This window comes from Azospirillum sp. UFLA03-27, from assembly GCF_059803775.1.
Genome location: NZ_JAUQTX010000046.1, coordinates 19,273 through 33,837 on the forward strand (window position 1 = coordinate 19,273; position 14,565 = coordinate 33,837).

Annotated in this window: 14 protein-coding genes; 4 read left to right on the plus strand and 10 right to left on the minus strand. The window is 70.2% G+C overall.

Annotated elements, in window-relative coordinates:
- Complete coding sequence (locus Q4I23_RS09770) at positions 1-525, plus strand: invasion associated locus B family protein (RefSeq protein ID WP_498526098.1); 525 nt, start codon at positions 1-3, stop codon at positions 523-525.
- On the opposite strand, the gene Q4I23_RS09775 is transcribed toward Q4I23_RS09770, so the two are convergent.
- The 10 genes from Q4I23_RS09775 to Q4I23_RS09820 all read right to left on the minus strand — a co-directional run bounded on the left by Q4I23_RS09775 (position 494) and on the right by Q4I23_RS09820 (position 11,440).
- Complete coding sequence (locus Q4I23_RS09775) at positions 494-1,702, minus strand: glycosyltransferase family 9 protein (RefSeq protein WP_498526099.1); 1,209 nt, start codon at positions 1,700-1,702, stop codon at positions 494-496. The two genes, Q4I23_RS09770 and Q4I23_RS09775, sit on opposite strands and share 32 nt — an antisense overlap.
- A 20-nt stretch (positions 1,703-1,722) precedes the next feature.
- Complete coding sequence (locus Q4I23_RS09780; RefSeq protein WP_498526100.1) at positions 1,723-3,315, minus strand: tetratricopeptide repeat-containing sulfotransferase family protein; 1,593 nt, start codon at positions 3,313-3,315, stop codon at positions 1,723-1,725.
- Positions 3,316-3,622: 307 nt separating this feature from the next.
- Positions 3,623-4,438, minus strand: coding sequence for an enoyl-CoA hydratase (locus tag Q4I23_RS09785; protein ID WP_498526101.1), 816 nt, complete (start codon positions 4,436-4,438; stop codon positions 3,623-3,625).
- 43 nt (positions 4,439-4,481) lie between these two features.
- The gene (locus Q4I23_RS09790) at positions 4,482-5,564 is read right to left on the minus strand and encodes an ABC transporter ATP-binding protein (protein WP_498526102.1); all 1,083 of its coding nucleotides are present in this window, start codon (positions 5,562-5,564) and stop codon (positions 4,482-4,484) included.
- Positions 5,561-7,342 carry an ABC transporter permease gene (locus tag Q4I23_RS09795; protein ID WP_498526103.1) on the minus strand — a complete coding sequence of 594 codons (1,782 nt, stop codon included), beginning with the start codon at positions 7,340-7,342 and terminating at the stop codon, positions 5,561-5,563. The genes Q4I23_RS09790 and Q4I23_RS09795 overlap by 4 nt, the downstream gene beginning before the upstream one ends.
- A 155-nt stretch (positions 7,343-7,497) precedes the next feature.
- Positions 7,498-8,553: an ABC transporter substrate-binding protein gene (locus Q4I23_RS09800; protein WP_498526104.1), complete on the minus strand. Its 1,056-nt coding sequence runs from the start codon at positions 8,551-8,553 to the stop codon at positions 7,498-7,500.
- Positions 8,554-8,621: 68 nt separating this feature from the next.
- The gene (locus Q4I23_RS09805; RefSeq protein ID WP_498526105.1) at positions 8,622-9,392 is read right to left on the minus strand and encodes an SDR family oxidoreductase; all 771 of its coding nucleotides are present in this window, start codon (positions 9,390-9,392) and stop codon (positions 8,622-8,624) included.
- Positions 9,389-9,838 carry a MaoC family dehydratase gene (locus Q4I23_RS09810; protein WP_498526106.1) on the minus strand — a complete coding sequence of 150 codons (450 nt, stop codon included), beginning with the start codon at positions 9,836-9,838 and terminating at the stop codon, positions 9,389-9,391. The genes Q4I23_RS09805 and Q4I23_RS09810 overlap by 4 nt, the downstream gene beginning before the upstream one ends.
- A 12-nt stretch (positions 9,839-9,850) precedes the next feature.
- The gene (locus Q4I23_RS09815) at positions 9,851-10,264 is read right to left on the minus strand and encodes a Zn-ribbon domain-containing OB-fold protein (protein WP_498526107.1); all 414 of its coding nucleotides are present in this window, start codon (positions 10,262-10,264) and stop codon (positions 9,851-9,853) included.
- A gap of 9 nt (positions 10,265-10,273) precedes the next feature.
- Entirely contained in the window at positions 10,274-11,440 is a 1,167-nt protein-coding gene (locus tag Q4I23_RS09820; RefSeq protein ID WP_498526108.1) for a thiolase C-terminal domain-containing protein, read from the minus strand.
- A gap of 443 nt (positions 11,441-11,883) precedes the next feature.
- Between Q4I23_RS09820 and Q4I23_RS09825 the strand changes: the two genes are divergently transcribed.
- From Q4I23_RS09825 to Q4I23_RS09835, 3 genes are all read left to right on the plus strand, one after another.
- Positions 11,884-13,086 (plus strand): CaiB/BaiF CoA transferase family protein, encoded by a 1,203-nt coding sequence (locus tag Q4I23_RS09825; RefSeq protein WP_149163664.1) that lies wholly within the window; start codon positions 11,884-11,886, stop codon positions 13,084-13,086.
- A 29-nt stretch (positions 13,087-13,115) separates the two neighbouring features.
- On the plus strand, positions 13,116-14,144 hold the full coding sequence (locus Q4I23_RS09830) for a LysR substrate-binding domain-containing protein (protein WP_498526109.1): 1,029 nt from the start codon (positions 13,116-13,118) through the stop codon (positions 14,142-14,144).
- A 9-nt stretch (positions 14,145-14,153) separates the two neighbouring features.
- A partial coding sequence (locus Q4I23_RS09835) for an acyl-CoA thioesterase (protein ID WP_498526110.1) occupies positions 14,154-14,565 on the plus strand: 412 nt, incomplete at its 3' end.

Here is a 14,565-nt window from a genome sequence, read left to right on the forward strand (position 1 = left end):
ATGACGGCGATGCGCAAGGCCATCATCACGGGGGCGCTGGCGGCGCTCCCCCTCCTCCTCGCAGGCGGGGCGCCCGCCGGGGCCGTGGAGCCGGGCAAGACCTTCGGCGACTGGCAGACCGAATGCGAAACGCCCCCCGACGGCAAGCCGCGCTGCTTCATCTCGCAGACCCGCGTCATGGAGAACAAGGAGGCCAAGCAGGCGACCCGCATCCTCAAGGCGTCGCTCGGCTACTTCGCCCCGGACGGCAAGGGGGTGATGGTGGTGATCCTGCCGCTGGGCGTCGACCTGCGCGCCGGGGCGGCCCTGACCATCGATGACGGCAAGCCGCTGGCGCTGACCTATCAGCAATGCATCCAGGACGGCTGCCTCGCCAACGCCCCGATGGACGAGGCGACGTTGACCGCGCTGCGCCGCTCCAAGGGCGCGCAGATCGCCGTCCGCCCCTATGGCGGGACCCAGGCGGTGGCCTTTCCGCTCTCCACCAAGGGAATCACCGACGGCTTGGCCGCCCTGAAGCCCTGAGTTCGCGTCCGGTCACCGCGGCGACGGCGGCCTGAATGGCCTCGTCCCACCGTCCGGGCGCCGGCTGCCGGTGCAGCGTGACGGTGGGATACCAGGGCGTGCCGCCACGGCCGAGCAGCCAGCGCCAATCTGGCGCGTAGGGCAGCAGAACCGCGGTCGGACGCCCCATCGCCCCGGCCAGATGGGCGACCGCCGTGTCCACGCAGACCACATGGTCGAGTTGCTCCAGCACCGCCATGGTGTCGGCGAAACTCTCCAGCTCCGGCCCCACATCGACCAGCGGTGCCATCCCGTAGTAGCGGGCGGCCTCAGCCTGCGCCGGCCCCTTCTGGAGCGACACCAGCGCGGTCTTCTCCAGCGCGAAGAACGGCGCGAGCCGCGCGAGAGGCAGGGAGCGGTTGCGGTCGTTGCCGTGGGTCGGGCGCCCCGCCCAGACCAGCCCGACGCGGCGGTAGCCGCGGGGGAGCAGCCCGTCCAGACGCTCCGCCCAGCTCTGCCCCCGCTCCGGCTCGGTCCGCAGGCCGGGGAGCGGCGGCGGGACGGTGTCGATCCTCGTACCGAACAGCCCCGGCAGGCCCGACAGCGCGGCGTAGGCGTCGAAGGGCGGCGCCTCCTCCCAATCGGTGACGATCCGGTGTCCGCCGGGAAGCGCGCGGATCACCGGCCGAATCTCCGGGCTGCACGCCACCACGAGCGTCGGGCAGAGCGCCGCCGCCATCGGCAGGTAGCGGGCGAACTGGATGGTGTCGCCGAAGCCCTGGTCGGCGACCAGCAACAGGGTGCCCTTGGGCAATGGGCGCCCGTCCCAGGGCCGCGGGGCGGGCGAGCCGCCGCGCGTCAGGAGCGACGGCGGGACCAGCGGCGGCACGCCGCGAAGGCGCCAGCGCCATTCGTATTCGCGCCACCCCTCGTCCCATTGCCCGGAAAGCAGCAGCCCCTCGGCCAGCTCGAAATGCGGCCCCGGCCAGTCCGGGCGGAGACGGACGGCGCGGCGCTCGCAGGAGATCGACGCCGCGACCTCCAGCCGGTCGTAAAGCACCACCCCGAGATTGTACCAACAGGCCGCGTCACCGGGGTCGAGCGCGACGGCGCGGCGGCCATGGGCGGCGGCTTCGTCCAGCCGGCCCGCGCGGCGGTGGAGTTCGCACAGGTCACTGTCGGACGGCGTCCTCGGCATGACAGGCGGCATGGCGGCGGCTACAGGCTGTAGCCCAGGCCGAGAATGACCGGCTCCAGGATCGGGATCGCCGGCTTCAGATGGGTCCTGTAGGCGCGGTGACGGTCGATGGAGCGGCTGTAGAGCTTCTCCGCGACCTGGGCGTGGCTGGGCGTGCGGGCGTGGCGCCGGTTCTCTTCGAAGCGCAGGCAGCGTCGGTCGAAGCCCAGCCCGAGGAAGCCCAGCAGGCGCCGCACCGCCGGCTCCGGCTCCCGCACCAGATCCTCGTAGCGCAGCGGCAGGTAGCGCAGCGGCATCTCCCGCCGGTAATGCTCCACCAGATCGAACACCAGAAGGACGTGACGGGCGGCGGTCTCCACATCGTTGGCGCAATGAAAGCCGTGGGTGAGGTTGGTGCCCATCATCGACAGCACGACGTCCAGCGGGTGGCGCAGCACATGCACCACCGGCGCCGAGGGAAACATTAGCGCGATCAGGCCGAGATGCGTCTCGTTGAAGGGCATCTTGTCGGTGAACAGCGTGTGGCCCGGCTTGGCTGGAACCAGCTTGCGGGCGTGGCGCAGATAGGCGTCGCGCAAGCGCTCCAGCCCGTCGCGCTGGTCGCCCATCCACAGCTCCGACAGCGCTTCCGGATAGCCGAGCGGGCTGCCCAGCGTTTGCGGCAGCGCCCGGACCACCGCGCCGAGCGAGGGCAGTTCGTCCCCCGCGGCGATGGCCGGATGGCTGGACAGGATCTGCTCGACCAGAGTGGTGCCGGAACGCGGGGCGCCGACAATGAAGACCGGCTGCGGCCCAGCGGCCGGTGTGGCGGCGGGCGTGGCGGGCCGCGGCATCAGGCGCAGGCGCGGCGCCACGAAGAAGGTGGCGAGGCGCGCGATAAGGTCCACCGCCTCCTCTTCGCCGTAGCGGCGACCGGCCTGCCGCAGCAGGGCCTTGCCGGCGGTGCAGGCGGCGAAGGCCTCGTCATGGCGGCCTAGCCGGTCGAGGATGCGCCCCGTCTCCAGCAGCGCGTCGGGGTCGGGGCCGCCATGGCGTACGGCCGAGGCGTCCAGGAGGGCGAGCGCCCGCTCTCCCTCCCCTTGCCGGGCCAGCAGGGCCGCCGCGAAGGTGTCGGCGCCGCGATGGCCGGGGTCGAGTTGCCGGGCGCGGTCCACCAGCCGTTGCGCGGCGGGGAGATCGCGGGCGGCGTCCTCGGTCTGTGCCCAGCCGTGCCAGGTCAGGGCGATGGACGGTTGCAGCGCCGCGGCCCGGCGGTAGGTCCGTCGTGCCTCCTCCAGCCGGCCCTGCCGGGTCAGGCTCCAGGCGAGGTTGGCGACCATTGCGGCGTCCGGCGGCGCCAGGGCCAACGCCCGGCGGTAATGGAACTCGGCGGCCTGGGGCCGGTGGGTGTCGGCCAGCACCAGCGCCATCAGCGTGTGGGAGCGCGCGTCCTCCGGCGCCAGCCGGACCGCGTTGCGGGCGTGAGGCTCGGATTCGGCCGCGCGGCCGGCCTGGAACAGCCGCCCGGCCAACTCCTGCGTCGCTACGAGATCATCGGGGGCGGCCCGCAACCGCCGCTCCAGCGCCACAACGTCGGGAGCGCCGCTCGGAATGTCGTCGGGCGAGGTCGGCATGACAGGCAGGTCCCATGGCGGCGGAACGCCCGCATGGGCGCGTGGTGCGGCGCCAGGATAGTGAAGGGTATGGGTGGCGGCAAGGACATCCCCTCTCCCCTCAGGGGAGAGGGTTAGGGTGAGGGGGTTGTGCTTTTGCCGGACGTACCGAAACGCACATCCCCCTCACCGGCTCTCAGCGGATGCCAGAGGCATCCGCCTGCCGCCGTCGGCGCTGGCTTTCAGCCAGCGCGAGAGGCCCTGCGGGCCACCCTCCCCCAGAGGGGAGAGGGCTATGAAGGCGAAATGCGATAGCTTTGGCGCCCCCCTACCGCCCCACCCACGCCGGGCGGCGCTTCTCCAGGAAGGCCGCGATGCCCTCCTGGTAGTCGGCGGACAGGTAGCAGAGGCGCAGCAGGTCGGCGTCGCCGTCCGCCGGCAGCCCATGGTCGCGCCAGCGGCGCAGCGCCTCGCGCGTCGTCCACAGGGTCAGCGGAGCGAGGCCCGCCAGTTCCTCGGCCAGTTCCTGGGCGCGGTCGGTGAGGGCCTCCTCAGCAACGACGCCGCGCAGGGCGCCGGCCCCGGACAGCTCGTCGGCGGTCAGCAGGCGGGCGCTGAAGATCATCTCCTTGGTCCGCGCGGTGCCGAGGATGGCGGCCAGCCGGGCGAGGTTCTTGATGCTCAGGCAGTTGCCCACCGTGCGGGCGATGGGGAAGCCGAAGCGCACCGACGGTGTGGCGATGCGCACGTCGCAGCAGGCGGCGAGCAGAGCCCCCTCCCCCACGCAGGCGCCGGCCAGGGCGGCGATGGTGGGAACGCGCACCGCCTCCAGCGCCATCGCTGCGGTTTCCGCGCGGTCCTCCAGGATCGTGTAGTCCTCCGGCGTCTTGACGCTCTGCAGGCAGGACAGGTCGGCGCCGGCCATGAAGGCGGGCTTGTCGCCGGCGGCACCGGTCAGCACCAGGGCCTTCACCGCCGGGTCGGCGTCGACCTCCCGGCAGATTTCGATCAGCCGGTCTTCCATCCAGGGGGTGATGGCGTTGCGCGCCTTGGGCCGGTTGAAGATCACCCACTGGACGGCGCCGCGCCGCTCGGTCAGGATTTCGGGCAAGGCGTCGGCCTCGCCGGTCGTGGCGATGGTCATCGTTCGGAACTCTCTTGGATTGGGCTGGCGGATCAGGCTGCGATCAGGCCGCCGGCCCGAGGATCTGGCAGGACCCGATGGGAAGAAGCGCCGTCACCACGCTGCCCGGCGCGAAGCTCTGCGCGGGCGGAATGAAGGCGCGCAGCGTCCGCCCGCCCCCCAGATCCACCAGCACGTCGCGGTACTCGCCCAGATAGGCGGAGCGCTGGACCGTGCCGGACAGCACGTTGCAGCCCTCGGCGGGCAGCCCTTTCTCCTCGGCACCGAACAGCCGGACTTGGGACGGCCGGACGCACAGCGACACCGTCCCGCCGGGCGCCGCGCCGCTGCGGTCGGGCGCGGTCAACACATGGCTGCCGACGCGGATGGCACCGTTGCCCTCGCTGGTCCCGGCCAGTTCGTTGTTGGCGCCGATGAAGGTGGCGACGAAGGCGTTGGACGGCCGCTCGAAGATGTCCTCCGGCGAGCCAAGCTGCTGGAGATGACCCGACTTCATGACGGCGATGCGGTCGGCGGTGACCAGCGCCTCCGACTGGTCGTGGGTGACGTAGACGGTGGTCAGCCCCAGCAGGTCGTGGACCTGCCGGATCTCGAACCGCATCTCCTCGCGCAGATGGGCGTCGAGGTTGGACAGCGGCTCGTCGAGCAGGAGGATGCGTGGCTCCACCGCCAGCGCGCGGGCCAGCGCCACGCGCTGCTGCTGGCCGCCCGACAGTTCCGACGGGTAGCGGTCGCGCAACGCCTCAAGCCGGACGGTGCGCAGCGTGCGGTCCAGCCGCTCGGCGATCTCCGGCTTGGGCAGGCGGCGGATGGCGAGGCCGAAGGCCACATTCTCCGCCACCGTCTTGTGCGGCCACACCGCGTAGTTCTGGAAAACCAGGGAGATGCCGCGCTTCTCCGGCGGCAGCACGCCGCGCGCCGAGGACAGCAGCACGTCGTCGGCCCAGATCTCGCCCTCCGTCGGCGCCTCGAACCCGGCGAGGAGTTGGAGCGTCGTGGACTTGCCGCAGCCCGACGGGCCGAGCAGAGCCAGCAGCGTGCCGTTGGGGACCTGCAGGTCGATGCCGTGCAGGGCGGTGTAGGTGCCGAAGGACTTGCGGAGGTTCTTGATGCGGATCCCGCTCATATGGGGAGAACTCCTTCCGCCGGGGCGGATTTGCGTGACGTGCGGCGCACGGTGGTCAGGCGCGTCAGGGGACCGGCGGCGACCACCAGCGCCAGCGTGATGAGGAGGAGAAGGACGCTCATGGCGCAGACGGCCTCGTAATTGCCACCGTCCTTGGCGTTGTAGATCAGGGTGGTCATCACGTTGGTCTTGGGGGTGATCAGGAAGACCGCCACCGACAGCTCCCGGATGATCGGGATGAAGACCAGGAACCAGCCCGACAGCAGCCCGCCGCCCATCAGCGGGATGGTGATCGACAGGAAGGTCCGCCCCTCCCCCGCGCCCAGGCTGCGGGCGGCGCGTTCCAGCTCCGGCCCGATGCCCTTCAGGATCGACCCGCCATGGGCGTAGGCGATGGGCAGGAAGGTCGCCGCGAAGGCCGCCACCAGCAGCAGCGGCGTGCCGTAGAGGTTCAGCGGCGCCCGCGTGTAGGCGGCGAAGAAGCCGACCGACATGACGATGCCGGGGATGATGATGGGAACGGTCGCCACCGCACCGAACAGGCTGGCTCCGAACACCATCTTCCGCTCGACGATGTAGGCGACCACGGTGCCGAGCATCACGCACAGCGTCGCGGCAAGGGTCGAGAACAGCAGCGAATTGACGATGGCGGTGTGCGTCTCCGAATTGCCGAACAGCGCCCACCAGTACCAGTGCAGCGACAGGTTCTCCCACGACAGGCCCTGGCCCCAGGCGCGGGTCAACGACACCAGAAGCAGCGCCGCGTAGGGCAGGAACACCGAGACCAGCGGCAGCAGCAGGGCGGCGCCGAAGGCCGGCCAGCGGGCGGCGCCCAGCGCGATCCGCCGCCCCGCCCGGCTCTTGCCGGAGATGGTGACGAACTGCTTGCGGCCCAGGATGCGGCGGCGCATCCAGAACAGCATGGCGGTGACCAGCAGCAGCGGCATGCAGTAGGCGGCCGCCATGTAGATTTCCGGCGGGAAGAGCTGGTAGAACTCGGCAAGCTTGGTCGTGACCACCGGGATGCCGGTCGGCGTCAGCAGGAAGGCCGGAACGCCGAACAGCGTCAGCCCCTGGATGAAGGACAGGATGAAGCTGGCGATCACCGCCGGGGTGACCAGCGGGATGGTGATGCTGAGCATGGTGCGCAGCGTGCCGGAGCCCAGCGTGGCGGCGGCGTCCTCAAGCTCCACGGCCATCTCGTCGAGCGCGCTCGACACCATGGTGAAGCTGTAGGGGACGGTGTAGATGCCGCAGATGAAGATCGCCCCGGTCATCGAGTAGATATTCAGCAGCGGCCCCGCCTCCGCCCCGGCGAGCGAGCGCCACAGCGTGTTCAGCCAGCCGGAGTTGGGGGCCGCCAGCAGAATCCAGCCGGTCGCCCCGATGAAGGACGGGGTGACGAAGGCGGTCAGCGTCAGCACACGGATGGTGCGGCGGAACGGCAGGTCGGTCCGCGACACCAGCCAAGCCAGCGGCACGCCGATGCCGACGGCGATCACCGCAGTCGCCACGGCGAGGACCAGCGAATTGAACAGCGGTTCCAGAAGCTCCGCCGACTGGAATATCCGCGCGTAGTTGCCGAGCGTCCATGCGCCGGTCAGGTCGTCGTGGAAACTGTTGTTGAGAACCCAGCCGAAGGGCAGGACCACCAGCAGGAAGAGAAGAAGGGCGACGGCGCCGAAGACCACGGTCCTGGCGAGCGGCACGCGGGCCATCGCCGGGCGCGCGGTCGCCGCGGCTGCGCTGTCTGGGCTGTCCGTTGAAATGACCCCCATAGGGTCCGCCTCCATTGTCCATACTATCCCTCGCCCCTCCGGGGAGAGGGTGCCCGCAAAGCGGGCGGGTGAGGGGGTTGCGCTTTTGCCGAACGTACCGACATGTGCAACCCCCTCACCCTAACCCTCTCCTCAAGGGGAGAGGGAATCCGGCATCAGCGCACCAGTTCCTTCCACTTGGCGATGCCTTCCGCGACCTCCGGGCCGAGGTCGTCGCCGGTGTTGCGGTACCACTTCAACTGGTCCAGCGACCGCCCCTCCGCCCAGGGCACGTCCTTGCGCAGCGTCGGCCAGTAGTTCTTCTGGAGGATCATCGACACCTCCGTGGAATAGAGGAAGTTGGTGAACAGCCGGGCGGCGTTCGGGTGCGGGGCCTTCGCCAGGATGCCGGTGACGCCCAGGTTCAGAATGGCGTCGTCGGACGGCGCCACCACGTCGATGGGGTTGCCGGCGGCCTTCTGGGTCAGCGTGTAGCTGAAGGGGGCGCCGGAGCCGACGACGCGCTCACCGGCCAGGATGTCGGTCACGGTGTCGACGTTGGACTGGCCGACCTTCGGCTTCTGCTTGCCGAAGGCGCGCAGGAAGTCGTCGCCGTACTTGCGGCGGATGGCGACCACCCAGTTCGCCACGTCGCCGGAGAAGGCCGGGCTGCCCGTGGTGATCTTGCCCTGCCACTGGTCCTCCAGCAGCGCCTGCCAGCTCTGCGGCGGGGTCTGGACCTTGCCCGGCGCGTAGTTGATGCTGGTCAGGCTGATGGCGCCGACATGGAACATCTTGTCGGGGTCGAGGGTGCGGAAGGCGTCCGGGATGTGCACGCCATCCACCGGCTCGAAGGGCGCCAGCGCGCCGATCTTCTTCAGCTCGGTGTAGTGCAGCATGTTGGTGGTGCCCAGCGAGTCGCACTCGTGGACGCCGCTCTGCAGCTCCATGCGCAGGCGGGTGTAGACGGTCTGCGAGGCCTGGCGGAGCAGGTTGACCTCGATGCCCGGATACTTGGCCTTGAAGGCGTCGCGGATCGCCTCCATCGTCTGCTGCTCGTAGGAGCCCCAGTAGAGGGTCAGGGCGCCTTCCTTCTTGGCGGCGGCGTAGAGCGGGTCGTCCGCCGCCGACGCGATGCGCGAGAAGGCGGTGCCGGCCAGCCCGCCGGTCACCAGGGCGGTGCCGACGAGTCCGCCGGTCTGGAGAAGGCGGCGGCGCGAGAATTCCATCATGTTGCCAATCCCTGTCTTGTTGTTGCGGTACCGCCGTTTCGGCGTCGTTCTTCGTTGGTGGTCGGAAATCAGTAGTCGCCGGTGGTCGCCCCGCCGTCGGCGACGATGGTCTGGCCGGTGACGTAGGCCGCGTCGTCGGACGCCAGGAAGGCGACGACGGCGGCGATCTCCGCCGGCTTGCCCAGGCGCCCGATGGGCGTCTTTTCCAGCCATTGTGAGCGCACCGCGTCGGGCACGCCCTCGACGATGGCGGTCTCCACGACCCCCGGAGCGACGGCGTTGACCAGGATGCCGCGGCGCGCCCCTTCCAGGGCAGCGGTGCGGGTCAGCCCGACCACCCCGGCCTTGGAGGCGGAGTAGTTGGCCTGCCCGAAGGTCCCCAGGATCGCCGTGGAGGCAATGTTGACGATGCGCCCCCAGCCACGGTCGCCGACCAGCCGGAAGGCCGTCTGACAGCCCAGCCAGGTGCCGCGCAGGTTCACGTCAATGACGGCGCTCCATTCCGCGTCGGTCATCTTGGGCAGCGAGCGGTCGCGGACGATGCCGGCGACGTTCACCATGATGTCCACGCCCCGAAAGGCCTCGGGCAGGCCGGTCACGGCAGCGCCCCAGCTTTCCCGGTCGGCGACGTTCAGCGCGGTGGCGTGGGCCTGAGCCCCTTCGGCGCGCAGCGCGGCGGCGACACTCTCGGCGGCCCCCGCCCCGATGTCGGCGACGACAACCGCGGCACCCTCCGCGGCCAGCCGCTCGCAGACGGCGCGGCCGATGCCGCCGCCGCCGCCGGTGACGAAGGCGACACGGCCGGCGAGGCGGCGTGGATGGGTGGTTGAGGCACTCATGCCTGCGTCTCCTTGCGGGCGATGGAGAGCACGTCCTCGCCATCCTGCACGGTCTCGCCGCGCTGATTCTTCACGGTGATGGCGACGCGGACGATGCCGCGGTCCGGCTTGGAGGCGCTGGGGCGAACCTCCGCCACCTCCGCCTCGTAATGCACGGTGTCGCCGGCGAAGACCGGGCCGACGAAGCGGCGGCGCGTCTCCAGGAAGGCGAGGATCGCCCAGTCGTCGATGGCGGAGCGCAGGCCGGTGCTGAGCGAGTGGGTCAGCATGCCGTGGGCGATGGTCCGCCCGAAGCTGTTGGCCTTGGCGGCCTCGGCGTCCATGTGCAGCGGGTTGAAGTCGCCGGTCAGCCCGGCGAACCAGACGATGTGCGCCTCGGTGACGGTGACGCGCGAGGAGCGCGTCCGGTCGCCCGGCTTGATGTCGTCGAGATGGATGGCGGTCATTCTATGGCACCCTCAGTCGGGAGTCCGCGGGCGGAACACAGGGAGGCTGGTGGCCTCGTCCAGTTGGTGGAAGGCCACGGCGAGCGGCATGCCGGCCCGCAGATCGGCCTCCGCCACCCCCTCGACGCGGGAGAAGACGGTGACGCCCTCCTCCAGCCGGATCAGGGCGCAGACGTAGGGATCGCCGCGCTGGTTGCCGCGATGGACGACGGAATAGGTCAGCAGCTCGCCGCGCCCGCTGGCCTCGACCCATTCCGGGCGGGCGTGCGGGGCGTGGATGGAATGCGCGCGCGGGTACCACTGGAAGCGCCCGGTCTCGGGGCAGCGCTGGATCAGGAAGCGCCCCTCGCGCGCCGCCTCCCAGAAGGGGGCGGAGGTCTCGTCCTGGACGGGCGGGATAGTCATGCTGGTCGTTGGGGCGGTCATCGGGACACCTTACCGGGCAAGGATGGCGGTGGCGGCGGAGCAGAAGGTGCCGCCCAGCCCATGGGCCAGGGCGATGCGCGCGTCGGGCACCTGGACGCCCGGTCCCTCGCCGCGCAGCTGGCGGACGCTCTCGATCAGGGTGAAGATGCCGCGCTTGCCAGGATGGTTGGACGACAGCCCGCCGCCGTCGGTGTTGGTCGGCAGGCTGCCGCCCAGCGTCAGGTTGCCATCCGCGACGAAGGCGCCGCTCTCCCCCCGCCCGCAGAAGCCCAGATCCTCCAGCGCCAGCATCGGCGTGATGGTGAAGGCGTCGTAGATCTGCGCCACGTCGATCTCGCCGGGGGTCAGCCCGGCCATGGCGAAGGCGCGCGGGCCGGACAGCGCCGCCGGGGTGGTCAGGTCGTCGGGAATCTGGCTGTTCTGGGTGCGCGCCACGGCGGCCCCGTAGCCGACCAGATGGACCGGCGGCTTCCTCAGGTCGCGCGCCCGCTCCCGGCTGGTCATCACCACGGCGCCGCCGCCGTCGGTCACCACGCAGCAGTCCAGCCGGTGCAGCGGCGAGGCGATCATCGGCGAGGCCAGCACGTCGTCCACCGTGATCGGCTTGCGCAGTCGGGCGTCGGGGTTCGTCGCGGCGTGCTCGCGGAAGGTCACGGCCACCTGGGCAAGCTGTTCCGGCGTGGTGCCATACAGGTCCATATGGCGACGGGCGAACAGGCCGTAGGTCGAAATCAGCGTCGGCGCGTAGGGAATCTCGTACTGGCCGGGGCCGGCGGGGAAGACGAAGGGGTCGAAGGACGGGCTGCTCAGCGGCCACCAGCGCGGGCAGGCGGCGTAGCTGATGACCACCACCTCGGCCAGCCCGGTGGCGATGGCCGCCGCCGCCTGCCCGGCCTGGAGGATGTAGGAGCAGCCGCCGACGTCGGTGCTGTTCACGTAGGTCGGCGCGATCCCGATGTATTCGGCCAGTTCGACCACATCCATGGTGCTGCCGCCCTCGGCCCAGTCGCCGGAGGCCGCGCACAGCCCGTCCACGTCCTTCAGCGTCAGCCCGGCGTCGTCCAGCGCGCCGAGGATGCAGTCCATCTGAAGGGCGAAGGGGTGGACGCGCGGCGCATCCCGGCGGGGCGATTCAAAAACGCCGGCGATGGCCGCCTTTCCCGAAAGATCGATCACGCGCGGGTTGTCCTTTCCTGGTTGTGGAAGGCCGCGCATCGCTGCCGCGACGCGCGCCGAGCGGCTTCATTGGACAGGCGATGAGAGTAAAGAGATCGCTTGCCTCGGAAATCACGAAGACTATCCGATGGCCGGCAGAGATTTCGATCAGGCCGATCCGCTCCCGGCAAGATCAAGACTACCGGACACAGTTCGTGTCACAAGCAGAAAAAACGATGCGGTCCGGTGCACGGAACGCACCAATGTCACACCCGGCGAATCCGTGGAACGGTGCCTTCCATGCACCGGATTGGGCCAAACTAAGCGATTGTTTTCCGACCGCCGTGGCGCAAGCCTTTGGGTATCGCATTCCCGCCGCCGCCCTGGACCGGACCGGTTTCCAGCCGGGCGCGCGGCCCCGCCCGGCCCGCCTGCGCGGCGTCCGGCCATCCGAAGGATCTTGCATGCTCAACACCGATACGCAACGCCGCGAAGGCCCCCTGGCCGGCGTGCGCGTGGTCGATCTCACGCACATGTTGGCCGGCCCCTACAGCACGTGGCTGCTCGGCGCGCTGGGAGCGGAGGTCATCAAGATCGAGCGTCCCGGCAAGGGCGATTTCACCCGCATCATTGCCCCCTTCAGCGAGGAGGAAAGCATTTACTTCCTCAGTGTCAACCGCAACAAGCGGAGTCTGACGCTCAACTTGAAGGAGGAAAAGGGGAAGGAGATCTTCAAAAAAATCGTCGCCACCTGCGACGTGCTGGTGGAGAACAACCGGGCCGGGGCGATGGACCGGCTGGGGCTGGGCTACAACGATCTGAAAGCGGTCAATCCGCGGCTGGTCTACGCCTCGATCTCCGGCTTCGGGCAGGACGGCCCCTACCGCCACCGGCCCTGTTTCGACGTGGTGGCCCAGGCGATGTCCGGCATGATGAGCATCACCGGCGAGCCGGGCGGCGATCCCTGCCGGGTCGGCGCGTCGATCGGCGACATCGGGTCCAGCCTGTTCGCCGCCGTCGGCATCCTCGCCGCCCTGCAGAAGCGGACCAGCACCGGCGAGGGCAGCTTCATCGACGTGGCGATGCTCGATTGCCAGCTCGCCCTGATGGAGAACGCCATCGCCCGCTTCCTGAACGCCGGGGAGACGCCGCGAGCGCTGGGCAGCCGCCACCCGCTGATCGCTCCCTTCCAGGCCTTCCCCACCGCCGACAAGCCCATCGCCATCTGCGTCGACACCAACGAGCAGTGGGACCGGATGTGCCGCGCCATGGGGCTGGAGCATCTGCTGTCCGACCCGCGCTTCCCCACCGGCTCGGCCCGCAACGCCAACCATGCGGAACTGGAGCCGCTGCTGCGCGAGGTCTTCCTCACCCGCGGGCGCGACGCCTGGCTGGACGCGATGGAGGACGCCGACGTCCCGGCCAGCCCGATCAACAGCGTGCCGGACGCGCTGAACGATCCCCAGGTGGTCCACCGGAAGATGGTCGTGGAGGTGCCGGAGGGCTCGGGCAAGCGCTTCGCCGCCGTGCCGATCACCATGCCGGAGGCTCCGCTGCCCGCCGAAAGCCCGGCGCCGCGGCTGGGCGAGCACACCGACGCCATCCTGGCGGACCTGGGCTTCAGCCCCGACGAGATCGGCGCCTTCCGTCGCGACGCGGTGGTGTGATGGCCGGCGGCGCAGGGGGAGAGCGGCGGGTGGCGGGTGGCGAAGGGGCGCGTGCGGTGCTGGCGGAAATGTTTCATACTGCTGTCGAGATCACTGCCGCCGGGATCGCTCCCAGCCTCGCCCCGGCTTCCGTCCACAGCCCAAAGGTCCGCATGGCGCGCCGCCTACCGCCCCTTCTCGCGCTCCGCGCCTTCGACATCTTCGCCCGTCAGGGCACGGTGCGGGCCGCCGCCGACGAGCTGGCGGTGTCCCACACGGTGGTGTCGCGCCACATCCAGAATCTGGAACAGGCGGTGGGGGTGAAGCTGGTGGCGAAGTCGGGGCGCGGCCTGTCCCTGACCCGCGAGGGCATCCGCTACGCCGCCCAGCTCCGCCGCGCCTTCGACCTGATCGCCGACGCCAGCAACGAGCTGCGCAACGGCGGGATGGAGGCGGTGCACATCTGCTGCCTCGCCGGGCTGGCGTCGCGCTGCCTGCTCGCCCGCCTGCCCGAGCTGGAGGAGGCGCTGACCGGGCGCGAGGTGATCCTTCAGCCGACCTCGACCCGCCCCGACTTCAGCCGGGAGGAGGCCGACGCCGAGATCATGTATCTGGAGGACGGCGGCTCCGTCGCCGACGGGCTGCGCTCGGAAATGTTCGCCCGGCCGCGCATCCTCGCCATCGCCAGCCCGGAGTTCAAGGCGCGCTATCCCGACGTGCGCACGCCCGCCGACCTCGTCGGCCTGCCGCTGATCCACGAGCAGTCCACCGGCATGTGGGAAGCCTGGCTGGAGGAGGCCGGCATCGCCGACATTCCCCGGCTGCGCGGCCCCCGGCTGTGGCAGGCGCATCTGACGATCGAGGCGGCCCGGCTGGGGCGCGGCGTAGCGCTGGTCAGCGACCTGCTGGTGACCGAACCGCTGGCCAACGGCGAGCTGGTGGAGATGGTCGATAGCAACGTGACCATCGGCGGCTATTACTTCATCGCCCCGGTCCACCGCTGGAACACACCGGTCATCTCCGCCATCCGGCAATGGCTGCGCGGCGTTTTCCCGCCGGACCAGACCTCCCCCCTCTAAGGCACTTCCATGACCCAGGACCATGCCCTGCCGCCGGACATCTTGCCGTCCGACATCCTGCTGTCCGGCGTGCACACCGTCGACGAGAGTTGGATCGACCTTTACGGCCACATGAACATGGTCCGCTACGTCGCCCTGTTCGACGAGGTCGGCTACGCCCTGATGGAGCATTGGGGGCTGGGCGAGACCTACACGCGGGACGAGGGGTTCGGTCTGTTCGTGGTCGACGTGGCGGTGCATTACCGGCGGGAGCTGCGCGTCGGGACGCCTCTGCAAGTAGCCCTGCGGCTGCTCGACGCCGACGACAAGCGGCTGCTGAGCCTGCTGGAGATCCGGCGGGCTGACGACGGGACGGTCGTGGCGACCATGGAGCAGCTGTCCTGTCTCTTATACACATCTGACGCTGCCGACGATTATACGC